This is a genomic window from Myxococcus sp. AB036A, from assembly GCF_006547355.1.
Taxonomy (GTDB): Bacteria; Myxococcota; Myxococcia; order Myxococcales; family Myxococcaceae; genus Myxococcus; species Myxococcus virescens.
The window spans coordinates 63,383-83,640 of sequence record NZ_VHLC01000034.1; the positions used below are offsets into that span (position 1 = coordinate 63,383).

A 20,258-nucleotide genomic window follows, 5' to 3' on the forward strand; every position below is an offset into this window, starting at 1 on the left:
GAACCTACGGAGGGCGGGCCCTGGGGTCAATGCCTTCGTGGGCCCGCCCGGCGAAACGACGGAGACTACTCCACGGTGCCCCGGACGACGGGTCCCTGGACGATGGCCTCGTGGCCCTCGAGCTGTGCCGCCGTGTACTTGCAGATGGGCGTCACCCTCCAATCAACCGGGGGGTTGAAGGGCGGCGGCGGCGGGCCCTCGGCGGGCGGCTCGTGCGCATCGCTGACCAGGTACGTCTCGAAGTTGAAGGACGGGTAGGTCAGCGCGATGCCCGTGTTGGCCGGGGACACCGTGACGGGGCCGGACGCGCCGCCACTGCAACCGTCATTGCCGCTGTTCTGGGCCATGCGGTTGTACCAGGGGTCGGAGACGATGAACGAAATCGAGATGCCACCGAAGTGGCTGATGAGCGGCGGCGGCGCGTTGGGCAGCGGGTCGAGCTGCCGCTGCGTCTGGTCCTTGTCCAGCGCGTGGGGCATGCCCGTCCAGAGGATGCGCTCCTGCACCCAGATGAGCGTGCTGGCGTCGTGCTGGCCATTCTTGCCCGTCCAGCGACCGTCGCCGTTGGTGTCCACGTAGCGCTCGCCCGGGTCCCACGTGCCGTTGTCGTTGTTGTCGACGAAGGGCTCGGTCAGGTCCTCGAACGGCTCGCCCGTGTCCCAGACGCCGTTGTTGTTGAGGTCGTCGAAGGCCTCCTCACCGCTGGTGATGGCGATCAGCGAGACCAGGTTGTCACGCGGGTTGAGGACGATGCCGGGGCGGATGGGGTCCGGACGGCGCGGCTCCGGACGGTCCTGCTGGGGCTGCGCGGCGTTGCCGTAGGCGGCAATGGGGTTCTCGTCCCAGAGGAAGGGGTGCATCCACAGCGGCGCCAGGTACTCGCCCGTGTGGGTCGCGTCCTTCAGCGGGTTCCACGTGAAGATGCCCGGCTCCACGTCCTGCGGCAGCGGCAGGGACGTCTTGTAGAGGACCTCCGCGTTGCCCACCACGTCGGTGACGGACACGGCGCTGGGACCGATGGTGCCCGCCTCCGTGAGGAAGGACACCTGGGCGCCCACCACGCCGTCACCGTTGCGATCGCCCACGTGGGCGATGCACCGGACCTTCACACCCGCGATGAGGGCGCGCGTCTCGTCCCAGGCGCCAACGGCGTGGTGCAGACCGGAGCCGTCACCCGAGAACGAACCGCACTGGAAGGTGAACTGACGCGAGTTCGAGTTGGTGCCCGCGAAGCTGACCACCGGCGAGACGGCCCGCTTCATCTCGGCACCCGTGCCGGCGGTGGCGATGACCACGGCGGAGGCCACCCGGCCGCCGCGCGCCGTCATCTGCACGGACACGATGCCGTCACCCGTGTTGGTGACACCCTCGGTGGGCGACAGCTCGACGCCCGGAACGGGGGACTCCAGCGTGAAGGACACCGGCGTACCCGCCTGCGGCTGGCCTCGGGAGTCCACCGCGCGGAAGCGCAGCGTGGTGATTTCTCCCAGTCGCGGCTGAGCCGGTGACTGGTCCACGAATTCAAGTGTGGCGGGGGCCGACGGCGAGCATGCGACAAACAGCAGGCTCGCGAAGGCCACCCACGGGGCCAGACCCGGACGCATCAGTGGAGACTCCTTGAAGGCGATGAAGGAAGCGGGCTGTACGCGAGCAGCGCACAGCGCATCTTCCGCATCTTCCCGGGCCACCTACCGTCCAGTCAAGGACAGGACAGGTGGACCGGCGCCCTCTTGCGTCCAGGGCCTGGAATCCCAGGGGGCAACGTCAGGCGGCGGTGCCGCTGAACATCACCCGGGCCACGCCCAGCAGACGGTCCACGTCCCGGGCGGTGAGGCCACGGGCGCGCGCGAAGTCAGACAGGGGCCGCAGGAGGTCCTCCGTCTGAGCAAGGGTCTGCTCCGTTCCCGTGAAGAGCTCGCCCAGGCTCACGCCCAGGGCGTTGGCCAGGGCCGCCAGCGTCTCCACATGGGGGACACGCTCGCCACGCTCGATCATGGAAAGGAACGACACGCTGATCTGCGCCCGCTCCGCGAGCTCTTCCTGCGTCCAGCGCTCCGGCCGCTGTGTCCGAAGCTCGCGGATGCGCTGCCCAATTCGTTTTCCGAGGTCCGACACGAAGTACTTCTCCTGGCTGTTTCGGGGTTAGAGGAACCACCACCCACCGCTGGTGATTCCTAGCCTCCGGAACCAAAGGATCCGAAATCCGCCACGATGAGGTTGATGCCGGAGAATTCCAGCCCCAGTTCTCGCCGCAGCGTCACCACCCCCTCTACCCGCCAGCAGTCGCATGCAGGCCCATACGAGAGGCCGAATGTCTGCTGAGCAAGAGGGCGATTTTCTTGAGTTACTAGATCCTGGTAAAGCGGTTGCACAATTGCTTCGTACCGCACTCCCAGCCCAAATCCGAGCTTCAAACGCGTACCCGCGATGAGGGCCTGAGCCCGTTCGGCCGGAGGGAAGCCGGGCTCTACTCGGGATAGTCCGCCTACCAAGGTATCCAACGAGCGGCGGAGCACATCGGGCCCCACGGAACGGGGATCCGCGCCGCGGTTGAGCGCATCTCCCCCGGTCCACAGCAGATCATCGAAGCGCGCGTACACGGCGTGCCCCTTGCCGTTGTCGACATTCACCTCCGCGGAGAGCCCGGAGATGCGGCCCGCGTTCGGGTCGTAGCGAACGGTGCCCGCGGCCGTGAAGATTCCGGCGGTGGCGCTGAGGCGGGCGAAGGTGTCGCGCAGCACGGGCCCCGGGTCGTCCACCTTCCCCGCCGCGGGCACGTGTCGGGTGAGGTCGAAGCCCTGTCCGATGCGCAGGCGCAGCGGTTCGCGGATGTCGTTGCCGCGCTTGAATCGCAGCGTCTGGTCCACGGCGAGCACCGCGTGGAGGAAGCCCCGAGTGCGGCCGTCACTCTGGAATGGCACCGCGGCATCCACTTCGTCATAGGGGCGGGCCAGGTCCTCCCCGGAGGCTCCGGCCGAGGGAAGACGGCCCCACCCGCCCGGCACGTAGCGCAGCTCCAGCGAGGGGGTGATGGCGTGGCGGAAGCTCGTCTCACGTCCTTCGAAGACGCGCGCCACCTGGCTTTCGAGCAGCAACCCGGCGATGGGGTAGCCCCTCTGCCACGTCCGGCCCGACACCTCGCCCAGCCACACGTCCTGGCGCATCCCCAGCGAGGGCGACACGCGCATCAGACTGCCCAGACCGAAGGACGTCGACAGGCGGGGGAAGAAGTCCACGCGGTCGCGGGCTTCGCGGTCGTTCGAATTGAAGATGCCGTCGGACTGCGTGGTGTCCGCGGGAAACGGCCACCCGGCAGAGCCGAACGGGACATGGAACCCGTCGGCCCGGAAGATGCCGTCGATGCCCTCGTCGCCGTACCCGCCTCGCAGGGGCGCGAGCCGCAGATACTGCACCGACAGCCCGCCCATGATTCCGCCCAGCACGGGCCGCTCCGGCAGGGCCAGGGTGATGGCCGGCAAGCGCTGGAACGTGGTGGGACCCTTCAGGTCCGGGCGCGAAGGGTCCGTGGCCGCCGGGATGCGGTTGTCCTGGAAGAAGCGGTACCCCCACCGGATGTCCTGGCGCAGCGCCACGTCGAGCCCCGCATAGAGGTCGTCCTGGCGCTGGAACACCGTGCCCGTGCTGCGCAGGTAGGTGAACTCGCGGGTGACGAGGTCCGCCGTGAGGTCGCGGGTGTAGTTGCCGTCAGAGACGAACGAAGCGTCGACGCGGTTGTGCCACCCTCCCCCCATGTCCTGGGTGTGTTGCCACGACGCCTCACCCCGGAGTCCTCGGCGCTCGTCGACGAACTCAGGCGAGGCGACTCCGCCCTCCGTCCGCCGGTAGAACACGAAGCTGCGCGGATCCCGGATGGGCCTGAGGTCGTAGAGGAACCCCAGCGTCGCCCGTCCCCGGGTCCGTTCGCTGGGCGCATAACGGAACTCGGTGAGCAGGCGCGGCCCCTTCACGCCCAGGTAGCGCGGCTCCCGGACCTGCTCGGTGGCGCCGGGAACGGTATGCAGTTCGTAGCCGCCGCTGAAGTACCCCGGCGTGAGCGTCACGTCGTAGCTCTGCCCCAGCGTGATGAAGAGGGGCTGCTCCAGGGAGAAGCCATTGAGCGAGGAGAAGGTGGGCTTGGGCAGCAGCAGGCCGGTGCGCCGCTGAGACAGCGGCATGTAGAGCCACGGCAGCGCGAACACGGGCACGGACTTCACGTACACCACGGGCAGCGTCATCGTGGCGCGCTCGCCCAGGACGACGGTGGCCGACGAGGCCTCCATTCGCCAGCCGGGCTCACCCGGGCTGCAGTTGCACGGCGTGAAGGCCAGGTCCTCCACGAGGAAGGTGTTCTCCCCCGTCCGGCGGATGCGCGAGCCGCTCATGAGGAGGGGCGTCTCCCCCATGGCCCGCAGCTCCTGGGGCGTCTTCGCCGTGAACAGGGCCTCCTGGGTGACGCCCTGCTTCTGCATGAAGAGGCCGCCCTCGAGGTTCGCCTCGTAGGTGCGCACATCCATCTTCGCGGTGTCGGCGACCGCGGCCAGGCCACTGGGGCCCACGAACATCACGCTGCCCGAGGCGGTGACGAGCTGGTTCACCTCGTCGTACGTCACCTCGTCGGCGCGAAGCTGCATCGTCTCCGTGCGCAGCACGGCGTTGCCGCGCGCGGTGACGACCTTCGTGTCCGCTTCGTAGACGACCAGGTCCGCAGCCAGCTCCGCCGTCTCACCGTTGGGCAAAGCCAACGGGGTGGCGAGTGGCACCTGCGAGGTGGACACCAGCAGCGCAGCGGCGAGCGGAACGAGGAAGCTCATTCAGGGGTGCAGGGTATGCCGCGCCCAGGCCGAGCGGCCCGCCCTTTTCACCGGCCTGTGCGCTGGAAGTCCAATGAAATGACGTTGCCCTCCTGGCGGGCCTGGAACGGCGCGGACTGCCGGAGCTGGATGGTGATGCGCACATCCCGCCCGGACGCGCTCGGGTCCACCCGGAGCACCGGCGTCGCGAAGTAGGACGTGTCCAGCGGCAGCGTGTTGTTGCTGGCGTCCACGCGGGTGTTCTCCAGCTCCAGCACCACGGTGCGGCCCCGCTCCGACACGGAGTAGCTGACCGGCTCGTTGGTGCGGATGAACACGCGCGAGGCCCCCGACTGCTGCTGGAAACCCACCAGCGTCAGCGTCTTGCGACGCGAGGACACCGCGGCCTCCGAACCGGAGCTGCTCGGCCGGGAGGGCTCCACCGCCTGATTCTGGCGGCTCTCCCGAGACGCACGAGCCTCGGCCTGACGCTGACGGCGCTCCTCGGCGGCGGCCTCCTGCTGGGCCCGGCGCTCCTCCGCCGCGGCCTGCGCGGCGGTACGACGCTCCTCTGCGGCGGACTGCTGAGCGGCCTTCCGCTGCTCGGCCTCGGCCCGGGCCGCGGCCTTGCGCCGCTCCTGCTCCTCGGCGGCGGCCTGCTGCTGGGCCCGGCGCTCGTCGGCGGCGGCCTGCGCGGACGCGCGCGCGGCCTCCTCCTGGCGACGCCTCTCCTCCGCCGCGGCCTGCGCGGACGCCTTCGCCGACTCTTCCTGGCGCCGCTTCTCGTCGGCGGCGGCCTGCGCCGAGGCACGCGAAGCCTCCTCCTGGCGCTTGCGCTCCGCCTCGGCCCGAGCCTGCTCCTCCTGCTGGCGCTGCGCGGCGGCCCGAGCCTCGTCCTGACGCCTCGCCTCGGCCTCCGCGTCACGCTTCGCGGCGGCGGCGGCTTCGGCGGAAGCCCGCTCCTGGGCCTCACGCTCGGCGCGCGCCGCGGCGGCGGCATCCGCGGCGGCCTTCTCCTGGGCCTGACGCTCCGCCGCGGCGGCAGCGGCGGCATCCGCGGCGCTGCTTCCCGCCTGGGGCTGCTCGGTGCCCGGCGCCTGCGCCACGGCTGGACCTCCGCCGCCCGCGACGCGGACGACGAGCTGGTTGCCCTGGGCCTGGATGTCCGCCTCCGCCTCGCGCTCGTAGCCGATGAGCACTCGCGCGATGGATGACGCCTCGGAGCCATAGCTGGCGGTGCGGATGGCCGTCACCGTGCCATTGCCCACCTCGATCTCCTCGGGCACGTCGGAGAAGACGGCCTCGGAGATGTCGATGACGAGCCGCGGCGGGTCCGTCATGGTGAACGTGGTGAAGTTGGCCTTCTGCGAGCCGGAGATGGTCACCGTCCCACCGTTCACCTGCACCGCGGTGATGGTGTTCAGGTTCGTGGCCGGCGCCTGCGCGAGCGCCACGAAGGGCACGAGCACCACACCGAGCAGCCACGCGGCAAACGGCTTCATCGACCACACCCCTTCACGTTGACAGAAGAGCGTAGAGGCTATCACGCACCAGCGTGCCTCCAACTTTCCGTCCAGACGCGTCTAGCGGAGCCGCGGAAGGCTCGGCGAGCGATACCGATGGGTCCGCGCGTACTCGATGAGGTTCTTGATGTCGTAGCAGATCTGCCGGATGTCATGCCCCATCGTCAGCTCGATGTGGCTATTGCCCTTCACCGGACGCCAGAGCAGATACTCACTCTTGGCGGCGCGATACACGCTGCGGGTCGACTCCAGCGAGGCCAGCGGGTCCAGGTCCCCGAAGATGATGGCCATGGGCACCTCGATGCGACCGAAGCCCCGCTTGAAGTCGAAGCCGGTGCGGTAGCAGACCATCTCTCCCCGGCGAATCCACCGCGCGAACTGCTCCAGCACCCGGCGCGGCTCCCGCTCCCCCCCCTCGCGGAGCAACCAGCGGATGTCATCCGCGCTCACCCGCTCCGGATTGATGAGACGGTTCAGTCGCGTGGTGAGTTGTTGATACAGCGGCGAGTCCTCGGCCTTCGCGAGCTGGCGCTCCAGCGACTTGAGGATGATGTCCACCGGCACCGCGTCGAAGCGCAGCGTCCGCCGCGCGCGGGGTGACAGCCGGCGTCCCAGGCCCTTGTTCAACACGCCCACGCCCCGCGCGAGCAGCGAGCGCCCCGCCCCCTCCACCTTGCTGCCCACGTTGAGGCTGGCGAGCGTCAGGTCGATCATCCCGGCCAGCATGGGCGCGCCGTGCGCCAGCAGGCGCAGCAGCATGAAGCCGCGTCCCAGGTCCGCCGGGGAGCCGATGGTGATGAGGCCTTCGAAGTCATTGTGGATGCCGGCGTAGCCGTAGCCCAGCATCCCGCCCATGGAGTGGCCGCAGTAGAAGATGCGCTCGCGCCGGGTGATGCGCTTCACGCCGGAGACGGCCGCTGGCAGGTCGTAGAGGAAGTAGCTGTCGATATCCCAGCCGTAGTCGAGGTCCGGCGGCAGGGGGCGCTTGAAGCGCTCGGCGCGCTCCCTCTGGAACGCGATGGAGCTCTTGCCGTGGCCACGCAGCTCCAGGATGTGGATGTCCACCCCGAAGAAGAGCAGGTTCTTGACGAACTGCCCGCTGGTCCAGGTGTGCCGGTTCTGTGAGAAACCGTGCACCAGCAGCAGGGGCTCACCAAACAACGGTTGCGGAAAAGGCTGCTTCACAGGACGGTAGCGGGTGATGACCAGCGACCAGCCGTCCGCCGTCTCCACGACGTACTTCGTCTTCGAGTAAAGCGCCCTGAAATCGACTTCGTCGATGGAGGGGATGGGTGGCCCCGATGTCGCGGCGGCTCTCCAGTCCGGCAGGCGCATGTCTTGAATCTACGGCGGCTGATGCATCGCGCCAAGGTTTCGATACATGCGAGCCTTCATCATCCCGACAAGGAACAGTGAACCTGTACAAAGGACGAGGTCGTTCGCGGCTGCCCGCTTGCGCGCCGCGGCAAGGGCCGCGTCCGCATCCGGCCAGGCAGTCACGTCCGCGCACAACGCGCGCGCCTCTGCCAGGTAGGCCTCGGGAGCCAGCGAGCGAGGCGTCTCCAAAGGCGTGAGCTGCACCGAGGCACACTCGGGCAACAGCGCTCGCATCATCGGTCCCCGGTCCTTGTCCCCCACCACGCCGAAGACGAGGTGGAGGCGACGCCCCGGGTAGAGGTCCTTCAGCGACGCGAGCAGCACCTCCACGCCCGCCGGGTTGTGTGCGCCGTCCAGCAGGAGGATGGGCTGCTGCCCCACCTCCTCCAGGCGCCCCGGCCAGCACGCCGACGCCAGGCCCGCACGCGCGGCCTCGGGTGGCACAGTGACGCGCCGCTCCTGCAAGGCCTCCAGGCAGGCGAGCGCCACCGCCGCGTTCTGCCGCTGATGAGGCCCCCGCAGCGCGACGGACAGCCCATCCAGGGACCAGGTCGCCCCGCGGTACGACAGGCCGCCATCTGGCTGACGCTCGCCCGTGAAGTCACGCCCCTCCAGCCGCACCGGGGCCCCGACTTGCTCGGCCTTTAGGAGGATGGCTTCCAAGGCCTCCGGGGCCTGCCGCGCGACGACACACGGCACGCCCGGCTTGAGGATGCCCGCCTTCTCGCCCGCGATGGCCGCCAGCGTGTCGCCCAGGTACTCCATGTGGTCGAAAGACACGGGGGTAATCGCCGTCACCACCGGGCTGGCGGCGGTGGTGGCGTCCAGCCGGCCGCCCAGGCCCGTCTCCAGCACGGCCACATCCACGCGCACCTGGGCGAAGTGCCACAGGGCGACGATGGTGCCGAACTCGAAGTACGTCATGGGAGAGGACACGGCGCTGGGGTAGCGCTCCAACACCTCCAGGATGCGCAGGCCGAAGTCCGCGTCGGAGATGTCCTCGCTGTCCACGCGGATGCGCTCGTTGACGCGCACCAGGTGCGGAGACGTGTAGAGCCCCACGCGGTGCCCGGCGGCCTGGAGCGACGCCGCCGTCATGGCACAGGTGCTGCCCTTCCCGTTCGTCCCGGCGACATGGAGCGCCGGATACCGTCGCTCCGGGTGGCCCAACGCGGCCAGGGCCTCCTGCACGCGCTCCAGCCCCAGCTTGATGCCAGAGGGGTTGAGCTTCGTGAAGAAGGCCAGCGCCTCCTCCGGTGTCCGAGGCGCGCTCAGCCCAGCAGCCCCAGGATCTGGCCCAGCTTCGCGCGCAGGTCCTTGCGGTGGACGATGGCGTCGATCATCCCATGGTCCAGCAGGAACTCGGAGCGCTGGAAGCCCTCCGGCAGCTTCTGGCGGATGGTCTGCTCGATGACGCGCGGACCGGCGAACCCGATGAGGGCCTTGGGCTCGGCGAGGATGACGTCGCCCAGCCACGAGAAGGACGCAGCGACGCCGCCAGTGGTGGGGTTGAGCAGCACGGAGATGTACGGCCGCGTGCCGGTGCGGAAGCGGGCGATGGCCGCCGACGTCTTGGCCATCTGCATGAGGGAGAAGATGCCCTCCTGCATGCGCGCGCCGCCGGACGCGGAGAAGACGATGGCGGAGCACTTCAGCTCGTGCGCGCGCTCGAAGACGCGGGCCACCTTCTCGCCCACGACAGAGCCCATGGAGCCGCCCATGAACTCGAAGACGAAGCAGCCCACCGACACCTGGTGGCCCTGGATGCGGCCCACGCCGGAGATGAAGGCATCCGGCTCGCCCAGGTTCTTCCGGGTGGACTTCAGGCGGTCCTTGTACTTCTTCGAGTCACTGAACCCGAGCGGGTCCTGCGGCTCCAGCTCCTTGTCGAACTCCTCGAAGCTGTCGGGGTCCAGCAGCGCCGCCAGCCGCGCGCGAGCCGCCCAGTAGTGGTGGTGCTCGCAGTGCGGACACACCATCCAGTTCTTCTCCAACTCCTGGCGGTAGATGATTTCGTCGCACGTCTCGCACTTCGCCCACAGACCCTCCATGCGGGACGGGCGGGGCTCGGCTTGCGGTTCGGTGTCGACGGCGATGCGCGGCTTCTTCGAGAACCAGGCCATGGGGTGGGCGGGGTTAATCCGGCCGCATTCGGCCGTCAACCCTTCCGTATGGCGCGACGCGTCTACAGCTCGAAGGTATCGCCCAGCTCCAGCACTTCCACCGGCAGCTCGGCCAGCTCCTTCTTGAGCTGCGACACGAAGGCGGGCTTGAGGTGATACAGCAGCACCGAGGCGCCGTTGCGCTCGAACTTCTGGAGTTCCAGGCTCAGCGTGTGCGGCGTGAGGTGGCCGGAGATGTCGGCCAGCGACTGGAGCTTGTTGGGGAAGGACGTCTCCAGCAGCAGCGCCTTGAGGTTCTTCGTCTCGTTCAGCGCCTTCCACAGCTTGTCCGTGGGGCCGGTGTCGCCGCTCATCGCCAGGGCGCTCTTGCCGTTGGAGATGATGAAGCCGCACGACTCCACGGGGTGGCTCACCGGCACGCTCCGCACGGTGTAGGGGCCCACCTGGAAGCTGCTGCCAGCCCGGAACGTCTTGATCTGCAGCACGGGCTTGCGCTTCGTCGGGATGCGGGTGAAGTCCGGCCAGAGCGCGTTGTTGAACATGTTGTCGCGCAGGGCCCGGGCGCACTCGCGCGAGGCGTAGATGGTGACCGGGGTGTCGCGCCGGCCGATGACCAGGTCCGCCATCAGCGGCAGGTCCTTCACATGGTCGAAGTGGCTGTGCCCCACCAGGACGTGGTCCACGCGGCACAGCTCATCCAGCGACAACGTCCCCGTGAGCGCCCCCGCATCGAGCGCCAGCACGTCATCGACGAGGAAGCAGGTGCTCTTGCAGTTGGGTAGCTCGCCGCCGTGGCAGCCGAGGACTCGCAGCTTCACGCTAGAGGTCTCCGAACTTCCACTTCATCTCCAGGTATTGGAGGAAGTCGTGCAGCCTGGCCGTGTCCGGCACGGTCATCCGGTCCCCGTTCCGCTCGACCAGACCGGAACGCTCCAGCCGGTCCACCACGGCGCGGACCGCGGGCTCGCCCACACCAATCTGGCGCGGCAGTTCCCGCACTGAGAAGTCGATCTCCACACCCTCGTCCAGCGGACGGCCTCGGCTCTGGCAGGCCTGGATGATCTGGTGCACCACCCGGCTGGCCGGGTCGTTGTGCAGCAGGTTCTCGATCTGGGCGTCCGCCTCGGAGAGGCGTTCGGCCAGCTTCTTGATCATCCGGACGGCGATCTCCGCATTGCCGCGGATCATCCCCTCGAACGTCTTGGGGTCGATGACCAGCAGCCTCGCGTCCTCGTTGACCGTGGCCGAGGCATTGCGCGGCTTGTTGGAGATGATGGCCATCTCCCCGAAGAACTCACCGGGGCCCAGGACGGCGAGAACCTTCTCGACGTCACGGACCCGCTTGGAGATGGCCACCCGTCCTGCCTGGATGACGAACATCTCCTTGCCGGCTTCTCCCTCGCGGAAGAGCTCGGTGCCCTGGGGGAACTCCTTGCCGAAACGTTGAAAGAGGGTTTCCTCGGCGCCCATCCTGCAAAGGAGTCAATCAGCCCACACTCGCCCGGTCAAATTCCCTTTTCTGTGCGCGCCGGTGGGACAGCCGACACGCCACGCGAGACACCGGCGCGGGGGCCGGGTAGAAGGCCGCCCGTGGGAACGACCTACAAGCAGTCCGGAGTAGACATCGAGGCCGGCGACGCGTTCGTCGAGCGCATCAAGCCCCATGCCGCGCGCACCATGCGCCCTGAAGTCATGGGCGGAGTGGGCGGATTCGGCGGTCTGTTCGCCCTGCCGCCAGGCAAGTACCAGCAGCCGGTGCTGGTGGCCGGCACGGACGGCGTGGGCACCAAGCTGAAGGTGGCCTTCGCCGCTGGACGCCATGGGACGGTGGGCATCGACCTGGTGGCCATGTCGGTGAACGACATCCTCACCTGCGGCGCCGAGCCCCTCTTCTTCCTCGACTACTTCGCCACCGGGCGCCTGGAGGTCGACGACGCCGCCGAGGTGGTGAAGGGCATCGCCCTGGGCTGCGAGCAGGCCGGGTGCGCGCTGCTCGGCGGCGAGACGGCGGAGATGCCGGGCTTCTACGCGCGCGGCGAATACGACCTCGCGGGCTTCTGCGTGGGCGTGGTGGAGCGCGCGGCCATCATTGACGGCAAGAGCGTGAAGCCGGGTGACGCGCTCATCGGACTCCCCTCCTCTGGCCTGCACAGCAACGGCTATTCGCTGGCGCGCAAGGTGCTGCTGGACGACGGAAAGCTGGCCCTGGACGCAACGCCCGAGGGCCTGGACCGTCCGCTCGTGGACGCGCTGCTGGAGCCCACGCGCATCTACGTGAAGGACGTGCTGGCGCTGCTCCAGGCGGTGAAGGTGAAGGGCCTGGCGCACATCACCGGCAGCGGCATTCCGGGCAACCTGCCCCGCTGCCTGCCGGACGGCACGCGCGCGGTGCTGAGTGAGAAGACCTGGCCCAAGCCACCCATCTTCGACCTCATCGCGAAGCTGGGGAGCGTGGCCCGCGACGAGATGTTCAACACGTTCAACATGGGCCTGGGGCTCATCCTCGTCGTGGCGAAGGAAGACGTCGCCCAGGCGCTGAGCGTGCTGAGCGGCCGGGGCGTGCAGGCCTTCGAGGTCGGCCGCGTGGAAGCGGGCCAGGGCGAGGCCACGGCGGTCATCGACCCATGAGCGGCCAGCGGGTCCGCCTGGGCGTGCTCGTGTCCGGCAGCGGGAGCAACCTCCAGGCGCTGCTGGACGCCTGTGCGCGCGAGGACTTTCCCGCCGAGGTCGCCTGTGTGGTGTCCAACGTCTCCACCGCGTTCGCGCTGGAGCGGGCGCGCAAGGCGGGCGTGACGGCCAAGGTGGTGGACCACAAGGCCCACGCGACGAAGGCGGACTTCGAGAAGGCCCTGCTGGACACACTGCGGGCGGCGAACGTGGAGTGGGTGTGCCTGGCGGGGTTCATGCGCCTGTTGAGCGCGGACTTCCTGGGCCACTACGCGGGGCGGGTGCTGAACATCCACCCGTCGCTGCTGCCCGCCTTCCCGGGCCTGCATGCGCAGCGACAGGCGCTGGAGCGAGGCGTGAAGGTGGCCGGGTGCACGGTGCACTTCGTGGACGCGGGCACCGACACGGGGCCCATCATCGCGCAGGTGGCCGTGCCGGTACTGCCGGATGACGACGAGAAGACTTTGAGCTCACGAATCCTCGCGGAGGAGCACCGGCTCTACCCGCTGGCCGTGCGGCTCGCCGTGACGGGCAAGGTGACGCTGGACGCGACCCGCACGCGCGTGGAGGCGCGGGCCACGGTGGGCGAGCTGGCGCTTCGGAATCCCGGCGCGACGGTCGACCCGGCGTGAACGGACCGAAGACGTTCGACGAGGAGCTGGAGTTCCCCAGCGCCGCATCAGGGGATGACGGCGACGTTCTGCCACCGGAGGCCGCTTTGGGGCTGACCAACGACGAGGTGGTCGCCGGCGAGCAGCAGTCCACCCGGCCCCTGGGCGGACCTGCGTCCCCACGAGACGAGCAAGGCTCAACCGCCCTGCCCTCGCAGGCCGAACGCGTCACCGCGCTCCAGGAAGCTCGCGTGGTGCTGGTCAGTGCCTGCCTCCTGGGCGAGGCGTGTCGGTACGACGGCCGCTCCCAGCACTCCGAGCGCGTCCTCGCGGCGCTGGCGGACAAGGACGTCATCCCCGTGTGCCCGGAAGTGGCCTCGGGCTTGCCCGTGCCGCGCCCTCCCGTCGACCTGCGAGGAGGCACGGGCGTGGACGTCTGGGCTGGGCGCGCGGTCGCCGTGGAGCGCGCCGCGGGCACCGACCGGACGGAGGCCTTCCAACAGGGCGCCCGGCTCGCGCTCGAAGCGGCACAACGCTTCGGCGCGACGGTGGCGCTGCTGAAGGAGAAGAGCCCGTCGTGCGGCAGCCAGCGAGTCTACGAGTCCGGCCAGCTCCGCGCGGGCGAAGGCATCACCACGGCGCTACTCCGCGCGAAGGGCGTCACCGTCCTCAGCGACGAGGACCTCTAGCAACAGTCCCTACCCGCGCGCCGGCACCTTCCACGTGTCGTGAGGCAGCGGCGCGAAGAGCGCCTCCACCATGTCTTCGGTGACTTCCGCCAGCGTGGCGGGCCGCCAGTGCGGCTTGTTGTCCTTGTCCACGAGCACCGCGCGGATGCCCTCACGGAAGTCCGGCCGCGCCGTCATCGACTGGCTGAGCCGGTACTCCACGTTGGCCATCTCGTCGTAGTCGCGGGTGCGCCCCATCCGGAGCTGGCGCAGCGTCACCTTCAAGCTGGCCGGGCACCTGTGAAGCAACGTGGCCCACGTCTCCTGGGCCCACGGCGTGCCCTCCAGCTCCAGCGCCTGCTGGATGTCGTCCACGCGCTCGGCCGCGAAGCACCGGTCGATGGCGGCGCGCTGCACCCCGAGTGGCGACGTGCCCGCGTCCGCGTGGAAGCCGGCCAGCACCGTGTCCACCACCGTGCTCGCCGCGCCGGTGCCCCAGGGCGCACCCACCAACGCGTCCAGTACCGCCTCCAGCCGCGCGGACTCCACGTGGTGCGTGGCGTAGCCCAGCCACATCGCGTCCGCCGCGCCGCACCGGGCCCCCGTGAGGCCCAGGTACGTGCCCGACTCACCCGGGAAGCGCGGCAGGAACCAACCGCCGCCCACATCCGGGAAGAGCCCGATGGCCGTCTCCGGCATGGCCAGCACCAGCTTCTCGGTGACGACCCGGTGGGTGCCGTGAATCGACAGGCCCAGCCCGCCGCCCATGCAGACCCCGTCCACCAGCGCGATGAACGGCTTGCCGAAATAGTGGATGCGGTGGTTCAGCCCGTACTCGGCGCGGAAGAACTCGCGCGACAGCCGCTCCTTCTCGTCGACGGACGCGTCCCCCACCGACAGCGCCACCGCGCGGACGTCTCCGCCCGCGCAGAAGGCTCGGCCGCCAGCACCCCGGATGACCACGGCCTGGATGGACGGGTCCGCCGCCCAGGCGTCGAGCGCCGGGTGCAGCTTGCGGCACATGCCCAGGGTCAGCGCGTTCAGGGCCTTGGGCCGGTTCAGGGTCACCACGCCTACCGCACCACGCGTCTCGAGCAGAAGGTCGTCCGTCATGGCGCCGGGGATATCAGGCGAGCAGCCCCTTGGGTGGATTCATTGGCCCACCGCGGGGACAGACGCGCTATGGGGAACGCATGACCTCCGCACTGGTGCCCCTGCGTGCCGTCGTCTTCGACATGGACGGCACCCTCGTCGACAACATGCAGTTCCACAACGAGGCCTGGGTCTCGTTCGCCCAGAAGCTGGGCCTGCCGCTGACCGCGAACGACTTCCAGAGCCGCTTCGCCGGCAGGAAGAACGAGGAGATCATCCCCGAGCTGCTCGGCCGCCCGGTGGCCCCGGATGAAGTGGAGCGCATCGCCGAGGAGAAGGAGAACCACTACCGAACCCTGTACCGGCCGCACCTGAAGCTGCACCGGGGCGCGGCGGCCTTCATCCAGCGTTTGAAGGAGGCCCACGTCCCGGCGGCCATCGCCACCGCGGCGCCCCAGGGCAACCGCGAGCTGGTGCTGGACGGACTCGGCCTCCGTCCCCTCTTCGCGAGCATCGTCGGTGCCGAACAGGTGACGCGCGGCAAGCCCGCCCCGGACATCTTCCTGGCCGCCGCCAAGGCGCTGGGCGTGGCCCCCACCGAGTGCCTCGCCTTCGAGGACGCCGTCCTGGGCATCATGTCCGCCCGCGAAGCCGGCATGACGGTGGTGGGATTGACCACCGCCGCGCCGGAAGCCGACCTCCGCAAGGCCGGCGCGCACTGGGTGGTCCAGGACTTCACCCAGCTGCCCCCTGCGCTGGAGCAGCGCCTCTTCAGCGCCCAGGCCCGCTGATCCGCCCTCCGCGGGCGCGCCGTGGTGAAAAGGGCGCCAGCGGCGAGCACGTTGTGTAGTGTTGCCCGCCTCATGGCGACGTCCTCTGCCAAGCTCAAGCTTCCCGCCGGGCCGTCCCGGCATGTCTACGACGTCATCGTGCTCGGCAGTCAGCTGGGCGGTGCGCTCGCGGCGGCCCTCCTGGCGAAGCGCAACCACCGCGTCCTGCTGGTGGAGCACGACGGCATGGGGCCCGGTTACGAGCACGGCGGCTATGTGCTCCCCTATGCCCCCTTCGTCGCTCCGCCGCTCAAGGCCATGCCCGCGGTGGAGGAGGCCCTCACGGAGCTGGGCCTCAACGCCAACGTCCAGCGCACGCTGCGGCCCCACGCGCCGGAGCTGCAGCTCCTCATGCCTCGCAGCCGCCTGGACCTCCATGGCGATGCCGCCCGCCGCAAGGCCGAGGTGACGCGCGAGCTGGGCGAGGAAGGCGAATCCCTCTTGGGCGCCCTGGCCGGGGCCGCCGCGCAGCACGAAGCCAGTGATGCCTTTTTCAAGGCGGGCCCCGCCCTGCCACCGGACGGCTTCTTCGAGGGCTGGGGCCTGAAGAAGCTCATCCGGGCCCATCCTGGCCTGGAGACGCCGCCCCGGCTCACGGGAGACAGCGCTTCGGTGTCCCTCGTGCGGGGGCTGCTGCCCTTCGTCACCCACCTGGACCGTCCCGAGGCGCCCCTGGCGCTGACTCGGGCCATGTCCCAGGTGCTGTCGGCGCCGTCCTACTTCCCCGGGGGCCATGAGGGCCTGCGCGAGCTGCTCGCCCGCCGCGTGGCGGAGCTGGGCGGAGACGTGCTCGGGCGCGACAACCCGACGGGCTTCATCGTGGAGGAGCTGGCCTTCGACGGCAGCAAGTTCGCGGGCATGAAGCTGATGCGCTCGGACACCATGTACCGCGCGTCCTGCCTGGTGGCGGCCACGGACGCGGGCGCGCTGCGGCGGCTGGTGACGGACAAGAAGCACCACCGCGGCCTGCTGGAGCACCTGGACCAGTCCAACACCAAGGCCCTGCTCTTCACCGTGAACTGGGTGGTGCCGGAGTCGGCGCTGCCCCGCGGCCTGGGCGAACTGGCCCTGCTGGACACGGGGGACGCGGAGCTGGGGCCCGTGCTGATCCAGGTCCACCCCGCGCGCGCAGCCCCGGCGCACGGCGGCAAGGAGGCCAAGGCGACGGAAGGGCTGCGCGTGGTGTGCGCGGGTGCCTTCGTCCCCGCCTCGGCGCGGGACCTGGGCGAGGAGCACCTCCAGGGCCTGGCGACGCGCATCGACGAGCACCTGGACGCGCTGATGCCCTTCACCGCCCAGCACCGCGTGCTGCGCTCGGCCCCCTACCTGGACGCCGGCGGAGTCCGTGGCAGCCGGCTGATGCCGCACCCCTTGTTCAGCTTCGAGTCGGAAGCGGTCCTGGGCGTCACGGGTTTGACTCAGCGCACGCCGGCCAAGAACATCTTGCTCGCCAACCGCGAAGTCCTCCCCGGGTTGGGGTTGGAAGGCGAGCTGCTCGCGGGCATCCGGGCCGCACGGCTGGTGCAGGATATGTTGAAGAAGAAGGATCCGCTCAAGGGCTGATCCTGGATCTAAGGCTGGATTTCCAGGCCGTTATCTGGCAGGTTCCGCCGCTCTTTTAATCGGCAGGCGTCCAACGCCCCAGTTTTCAAGGAGTTAGAGGTCATGGCGTGGAAGTGTGACTTGTGTGGCAAGCGTCCGCTGGTGGGTAACAACGTCAGCCACGCGAACAACAAGACCAAGAAGCGGACCCTGCCGAATCTCCAGAAGATCCGGGCCAGCGTTCAGGGCAGCACCCAGCGCGTTCTCGCGTGCACCCGCTGCATCAAGGCGGGCAAGGTGACGAAGGCCGCTTGAGGTCCTCTCGCTCGAGGGAGGGCATGACGCGCGTCTCACCACCGCGACTGCCCCCCACGAGCGGTTTCATTCCGTGTGGACGCCGCATCCCTGCTTGGTTTTCGAGCAGCGCGGTGGTTCGCCGGTGGCATGACGTATTGACCGCCATTCGTGCGGTTCGTGCCGTATTCCTCTTCAAGGAAGCGGTGTGAGCCGTCGCGGATGCTTTGCGGGCGCGCATCCTGGCGAGCCTGCCTCGAGCCCGTGGCCTCACCCCCAGCGCTGAACCTCGCGGACCTGGGGTGAATGTCTCGCCGTCAACTGGCGCGAGGTGTCCAGTCGTTCTAGGTAAGCTGACACCGTGAGCAGCGTCAATCTGATGGCCCGTGAAGTGGCCGCGAAAATCGTTTTCTACGGACCGGGCCTTTCCGGGAAGACGACCTCGCTGAGGAAGATCTACGAGACTGTCCGCCCCGCACACCGCGGCGAGATGATGTCCATCGCCACGGAGGGGGACCGGACGCTCTTCTTCGACTTCCTTCCCGTGAAGGTGGAGCGCGTGGGCGACTGCTCCGTGCGACTGGCGCTCTACACCGTGCCGGGCCAGGTCTTCTACAACGCCACCCGCAAGCTGGTGCTCCAGGGCGCCGACGGCGTGGTCTTCGTGGCAGACTCGCAGCCGGAGGCCATGGACGCCAACCGCGAGTCCCTGGCCAACCTGGAGGAGAACCTCTTCGAGCACGGCATCCGCCTGGACCGCTTCCCCCTGGTGATGCAGTGGAACAAGCGGGACCTGGACGGCGTGCTGCCGGTGGAGGTGCTCCGCAAGGAGCTCAACCCCCGAGGCGTCCCGGAGCTGGAGACGTCCGCCGCCAATGGCCGCGGGGTGCTCGACACGCTCAAGGCCATCACCCGGCTGGTCATCAAGGACCTGCGCGCCAAGCGCATCGTCCCGCCGCCCCGCCCCACCGCGAGCGCACAGCCCGCGGGCCTGGAGGCCCAGCTCACCCAGCACCTGCAGCACCGGCAGCAGCCCGGCGCCGCCGCGTCCCAGCCGGCGCAGGGTGGCGGCCCGGTGCCTCGCGTGGCCCCGGTGGCCGTCATGCCGCCTCCGCGCGTGGAGCCGACGCCCATCCCCGCGCCCCAGCCCGGACCGAAGCTGCTGGGCGCCGCCAGCGCCCTGGCGCCGGGCGACATGTTCGACCATGCCCGCGCCGCCGAGGCCGCGTTCATGACGGGGGACTACGCCACCTGCGTCACCGCCTGCACCGACGCCATCCGACGCGCGCTGGCCTTCGCGGGCGAGGGCTCCCTGGGACAGCAGGCCTTCCTGCTCCGCGTGGACGGCGCCGACCTGCTCCGGCTCCAGGGGCTGGCCACGCAGCAGCACCTGCGCGTGGATGACGCCGCCTTCTCCCTGTACGTGATGATGCAGGTCTTCATCCGCCTCAACGCGGTGGGCCTGCCCAACGGGGAGTAGCCTCCGCCCCGCTCAGCGCGGGAAGACGAGCTGCAGCAGCCCCATGCGCTGCAGCTTCGCCAGCGTCTTCAGCGTCTCCAGCTCTCGCGCAGGACTGGCCAGCACCAGCGTAGACACGTCCCAGGTGCCATTCACCAGCCCGGCAATCTGCCGCTCCTCGGGCTTGAGCAGCGCCTGCCCCTGCGGGTCGTGAATCATGAGGGGCACCATCAGGGGCGGCATGTCCGAGTAGAGCGCCGCCACGTGCTCGCGCTGCACCAGCCGGGCGAATTCGCGCACGCGCCGGTCCGCCGGGTCGCTGGCCAACAAGGACGCACAGACGATGCCCGCGGCGTCGTACTGGCCCTCGCGCATCAGCACCGCGCCCTTCTCCAGCATCTCCGCCACCGGATCCGCCTCCACCTGCGGGGCCCCGTCCACCTCCACCAGCTTCGACCGCAGCAGTTCGTGCACGCGCCGGGTCACCGAGGAGCGGGACACGCCCATGGACAGGCGCAGCCGTCCCAGGTTCTGCGGCGACGTGCACAGCCCCAGGATGATCCGGTGCATCAGGGGCTGGCTCGGGCTCGGCGGCGCCAGCGCGCGCACGCTGAGCGCGTCGATGGGCAGCGCCTTGTCCACGTCGGGCTGCTCATCCACCCACCGGAGCGACTCGAAGAGCAGTTCGCGGATGCCCATGTCGGACGGCACCCAGTCCTCACCGGAGCGGTCCGCGTCCTCCGTCCAGTGGAAGGTGCCGCGGCCGGCGATGGTCAGGTCCGTCATCGCGGCGAACAGCTCCTCGCGGCCCAGGTCCCGAATCCACCGCGCCTGGATGCCGTGGATGTCGAACGCGGCGTCCACGTCCGGCGTGCGCGCCAGCTCGTCGAAGCCAGCCAGCACCTTCGTCCCCGACGCCAGCTTGGACAGCGTGAGCAGCCGCGCCACGCGTCCGCGCAGTCCTTCGGCCGCGGTGGCACCCACCTGGCCAGAGAGAAGGAAGAGCTTGCGCTCGCCGGCCTCCCAGGAGAGCTGGAGCGTCCCCGTCTTGCGGGAGCTGTCCAGCCATTGAAGGAACTCGGGAAGCGGATAACTGAAGAGGTCGCCGTGGAGGGCCATGCGTGTCGGATTCGAGGATACAGTCCCCAGCCGTGCGCGTCGCGCTCCTGTTCATCGATGGTGTGGGGATTGGCCGGAAGGACCCGGCCGTGAATCCGCTCGCCCACCGGGAACACCTGCTATCCCACTTCGAGGACGCCCCCAGCCCGCCCCTCCCCTATGG

18 protein-coding genes and 1 pseudogene are annotated in these 20,258 nt (G+C 69.5%); 8 read left to right on the forward strand and 11 right to left on the reverse strand.

The genetic code is table 11. The annotated features are described in order from the left end of the window. Positions 1–65: 65 nt before the first annotated feature. From FL344_RS16380 to FL344_RS16420, 9 genes are all read right to left on the reverse strand, one after another. Positions 66–1,604 carry a hypothetical protein gene (locus tag FL344_RS16380; RefSeq protein ID WP_141589045.1) on the reverse strand — a complete coding sequence of 513 codons (1,539 nt, stop codon included), beginning with the start codon at positions 1,602–1,604 and terminating at the stop codon, positions 66–68. Positions 1,605–1,764: 160 nt separating this feature from the next. Beyond that, positions 1,765–2,115: a helix-turn-helix domain-containing protein gene (locus FL344_RS16385; protein WP_002634858.1), complete on the reverse strand. Its 351-nt coding sequence runs from the start codon at positions 2,113–2,115 to the stop codon at positions 1,765–1,767. A gap of 59 nt (positions 2,116–2,174) precedes the next feature. After that, positions 2,175–4,811: an LPS-assembly protein LptD gene (locus FL344_RS16390; RefSeq protein WP_141589046.1), complete on the reverse strand. Its 2,637-nt coding sequence runs from the start codon at positions 4,809–4,811 to the stop codon at positions 2,175–2,177. 47 nt (positions 4,812–4,858) lie between these two features. Continuing rightward, a complete protein-coding gene (locus tag FL344_RS16395; RefSeq protein ID WP_141619187.1) occupies positions 4,859–6,355 on the reverse strand; it encodes an AMIN domain-containing protein in 1,497 nt (498 codons plus the stop codon). Between the two features lie 18 nt (positions 6,356–6,373). Further along, the gene (locus FL344_RS16400; protein WP_141589048.1) at positions 6,374–7,648 is read right to left on the reverse strand and encodes an alpha/beta hydrolase; all 1,275 of its coding nucleotides are present in this window, start codon (positions 7,646–7,648) and stop codon (positions 6,374–6,376) included. A gap of 9 nt (positions 7,649–7,657) precedes the next feature. Next, on the reverse strand, positions 7,658–8,890 hold the full coding sequence (locus FL344_RS16405; RefSeq protein ID WP_141619196.1) for a folylpolyglutamate synthase/dihydrofolate synthase family protein: 1,233 nt from the start codon (positions 8,888–8,890) through the stop codon (positions 7,658–7,660). 71 nt (positions 8,891–8,961) lie between these two features. After that, on the reverse strand, positions 8,962–9,813 hold the full coding sequence (gene accD, locus FL344_RS16410; protein ID WP_090489023.1) for an acetyl-CoA carboxylase, carboxyltransferase subunit beta: 852 nt from the start codon (positions 9,811–9,813) through the stop codon (positions 8,962–8,964). Between the two features lie 62 nt (positions 9,814–9,875). Beyond that, complete coding sequence (locus FL344_RS16415; protein WP_011552771.1) at positions 9,876–10,631, reverse strand: MBL fold metallo-hydrolase; 756 nt, start codon at positions 10,629–10,631, stop codon at positions 9,876–9,878. 1 nt (position 10,632) lies between these two features. Continuing rightward, entirely contained in the window at positions 10,633–11,283 is a 651-nt protein-coding gene (locus FL344_RS16420; RefSeq protein ID WP_090489024.1) for a Crp/Fnr family transcriptional regulator, read from the reverse strand. Positions 11,284–11,403: 120 nt separating this feature from the next. Here FL344_RS16420 and purM point away from each other — a divergent pair, with 120 nt between their 5' ends. Genes purM through FL344_RS16435 form a run of 3 tightly spaced genes read left to right on the forward strand, consistent with a single transcriptional unit; the run spans position 11,404 to position 13,780 of the window. Next, positions 11,404–12,441: a phosphoribosylformylglycinamidine cyclo-ligase gene (purM, locus tag FL344_RS16425; protein WP_141589050.1), complete on the forward strand. Its 1,038-nt coding sequence runs from the start codon at positions 11,404–11,406 to the stop codon at positions 12,439–12,441. Next, a complete protein-coding gene (gene purN / locus FL344_RS16430) occupies positions 12,438–13,112 on the forward strand; it encodes a phosphoribosylglycinamide formyltransferase (protein WP_141619188.1) in 675 nt (224 codons plus the stop codon). The genes purM and purN overlap by 4 nt, the downstream gene beginning before the upstream one ends. Then, positions 13,109–13,780, forward strand: coding sequence for a DUF523 domain-containing protein (locus FL344_RS16435; protein ID WP_228565101.1), 672 nt, complete (start codon positions 13,109–13,111; stop codon positions 13,778–13,780). Before purN ends, FL344_RS16435 begins: the two co-directional genes overlap by 4 nt. Positions 13,781–13,789: 9 nt before the next feature. On the opposite strand, the gene FL344_RS16440 is transcribed toward FL344_RS16435, so the two are convergent. Beyond that, the gene (locus FL344_RS16440; RefSeq protein ID WP_141619189.1) at positions 13,790–14,872 is read right to left on the reverse strand and encodes an enoyl-CoA hydratase/isomerase family protein; all 1,083 of its coding nucleotides are present in this window, start codon (positions 14,870–14,872) and stop codon (positions 13,790–13,792) included. A gap of 80 nt (positions 14,873–14,952) precedes the next feature. Here FL344_RS16440 and FL344_RS16445 point away from each other — a divergent pair, with 80 nt between their 5' ends. From FL344_RS16445 to FL344_RS16460, 4 genes are all read left to right on the forward strand, one after another. Next, entirely contained in the window at positions 14,953–15,642 is a 690-nt protein-coding gene (locus tag FL344_RS16445) for an HAD family phosphatase (protein ID WP_141619190.1), read from the forward strand. A gap of 72 nt (positions 15,643–15,714) precedes the next feature. Further along, a complete protein-coding gene (locus tag FL344_RS16450) occupies positions 15,715–17,244 on the forward strand; it encodes an NAD(P)-binding protein (protein WP_141589054.1) in 1,530 nt (509 codons plus the stop codon). 102 nt (positions 17,245–17,346) lie between these two features. Beyond that, entirely contained in the window at positions 17,347–17,538 is a 192-nt protein-coding gene (rpmB, locus tag FL344_RS16455) for a 50S ribosomal protein L28 (protein ID WP_011552763.1), read from the forward strand. A 340-nt stretch (positions 17,539–17,878) separates the two neighbouring features. Next, the gene (locus tag FL344_RS16460; RefSeq protein ID WP_141619191.1) at positions 17,879–18,997 is read left to right on the forward strand and encodes an ATP/GTP-binding protein; all 1,119 of its coding nucleotides are present in this window, start codon (positions 17,879–17,881) and stop codon (positions 18,995–18,997) included. A 12-nt stretch (positions 18,998–19,009) separates the two neighbouring features. Here FL344_RS16460 and FL344_RS16465 read toward each other — a convergent pair whose 3' ends face one another. After that, a complete protein-coding gene (locus FL344_RS16465) occupies positions 19,010–20,095 on the reverse strand; it encodes a DUF4388 domain-containing protein (RefSeq protein ID WP_011552761.1) in 1,086 nt (361 codons plus the stop codon). 32 nt (positions 20,096–20,127) lie between these two features. On the opposite strand from FL344_RS16465, the pseudogene FL344_RS39110 reads away from it, so the two are divergent. Then, positions 20,128–20,258, forward strand: a pseudogene (locus tag FL344_RS39110) (metalloenzyme); the annotation flags it as partial.

Coding starts and splice junctions, on each gene's coding strand:
- FL344_RS16380 (WP_141589045.1), bottom strand. CDS start 1,604: ATGCGTCCGGGTCTGGCCCCGTGGGTGGCCTTCGCGAGCCTGCTGTTT.
- FL344_RS16390 (WP_141589046.1), bottom strand. CDS start 4,811: ATGAGCTTCCTCGTTCCGCTCGCCGCTGCGCTGCTGGTGTCCACCTCG.
- FL344_RS16400 (WP_141589048.1), bottom strand. CDS start 7,648: ATGCGCCTGCCGGACTGGAGAGCCGCCGCGACATCGGGGCCACCCATC.
- accD (WP_090489023.1), bottom strand. CDS start 9,813: ATGGCCTGGTTCTCGAAGAAGCCGCGCATCGCCGTCGACACCGAACCG.
- FL344_RS16420 (WP_090489024.1), bottom strand. CDS start 11,283: ATGGGCGCCGAGGAAACCCTCTTTCAACGTTTCGGCAAGGAGTTCCCC.
- purN (WP_141619188.1), top strand. CDS start 12,438: ATGAGCGGCCAGCGGGTCCGCCTGGGCGTGCTCGTGTCCGGCAGCGGG.
- FL344_RS16440 (WP_141619189.1), bottom strand. CDS start 14,872: ATGACGGACGACCTTCTGCTCGAGACGCGTGGTGCGGTAGGCGTGGTG.
- FL344_RS16445 (WP_141619190.1), top strand. CDS start 14,953: ATGACCTCCGCACTGGTGCCCCTGCGTGCCGTCGTCTTCGACATGGAC.
- FL344_RS16450 (WP_141589054.1), top strand. CDS start 15,715: ATGGCGACGTCCTCTGCCAAGCTCAAGCTTCCCGCCGGGCCGTCCCGG.
- rpmB (WP_011552763.1), top strand. CDS start 17,347: ATGGCGTGGAAGTGTGACTTGTGTGGCAAGCGTCCGCTGGTGGGTAAC.
- FL344_RS16465 (WP_011552761.1), bottom strand. CDS start 20,095: ATGGCCCTCCACGGCGACCTCTTCAGTTATCCGCTTCCCGAGTTCCTT.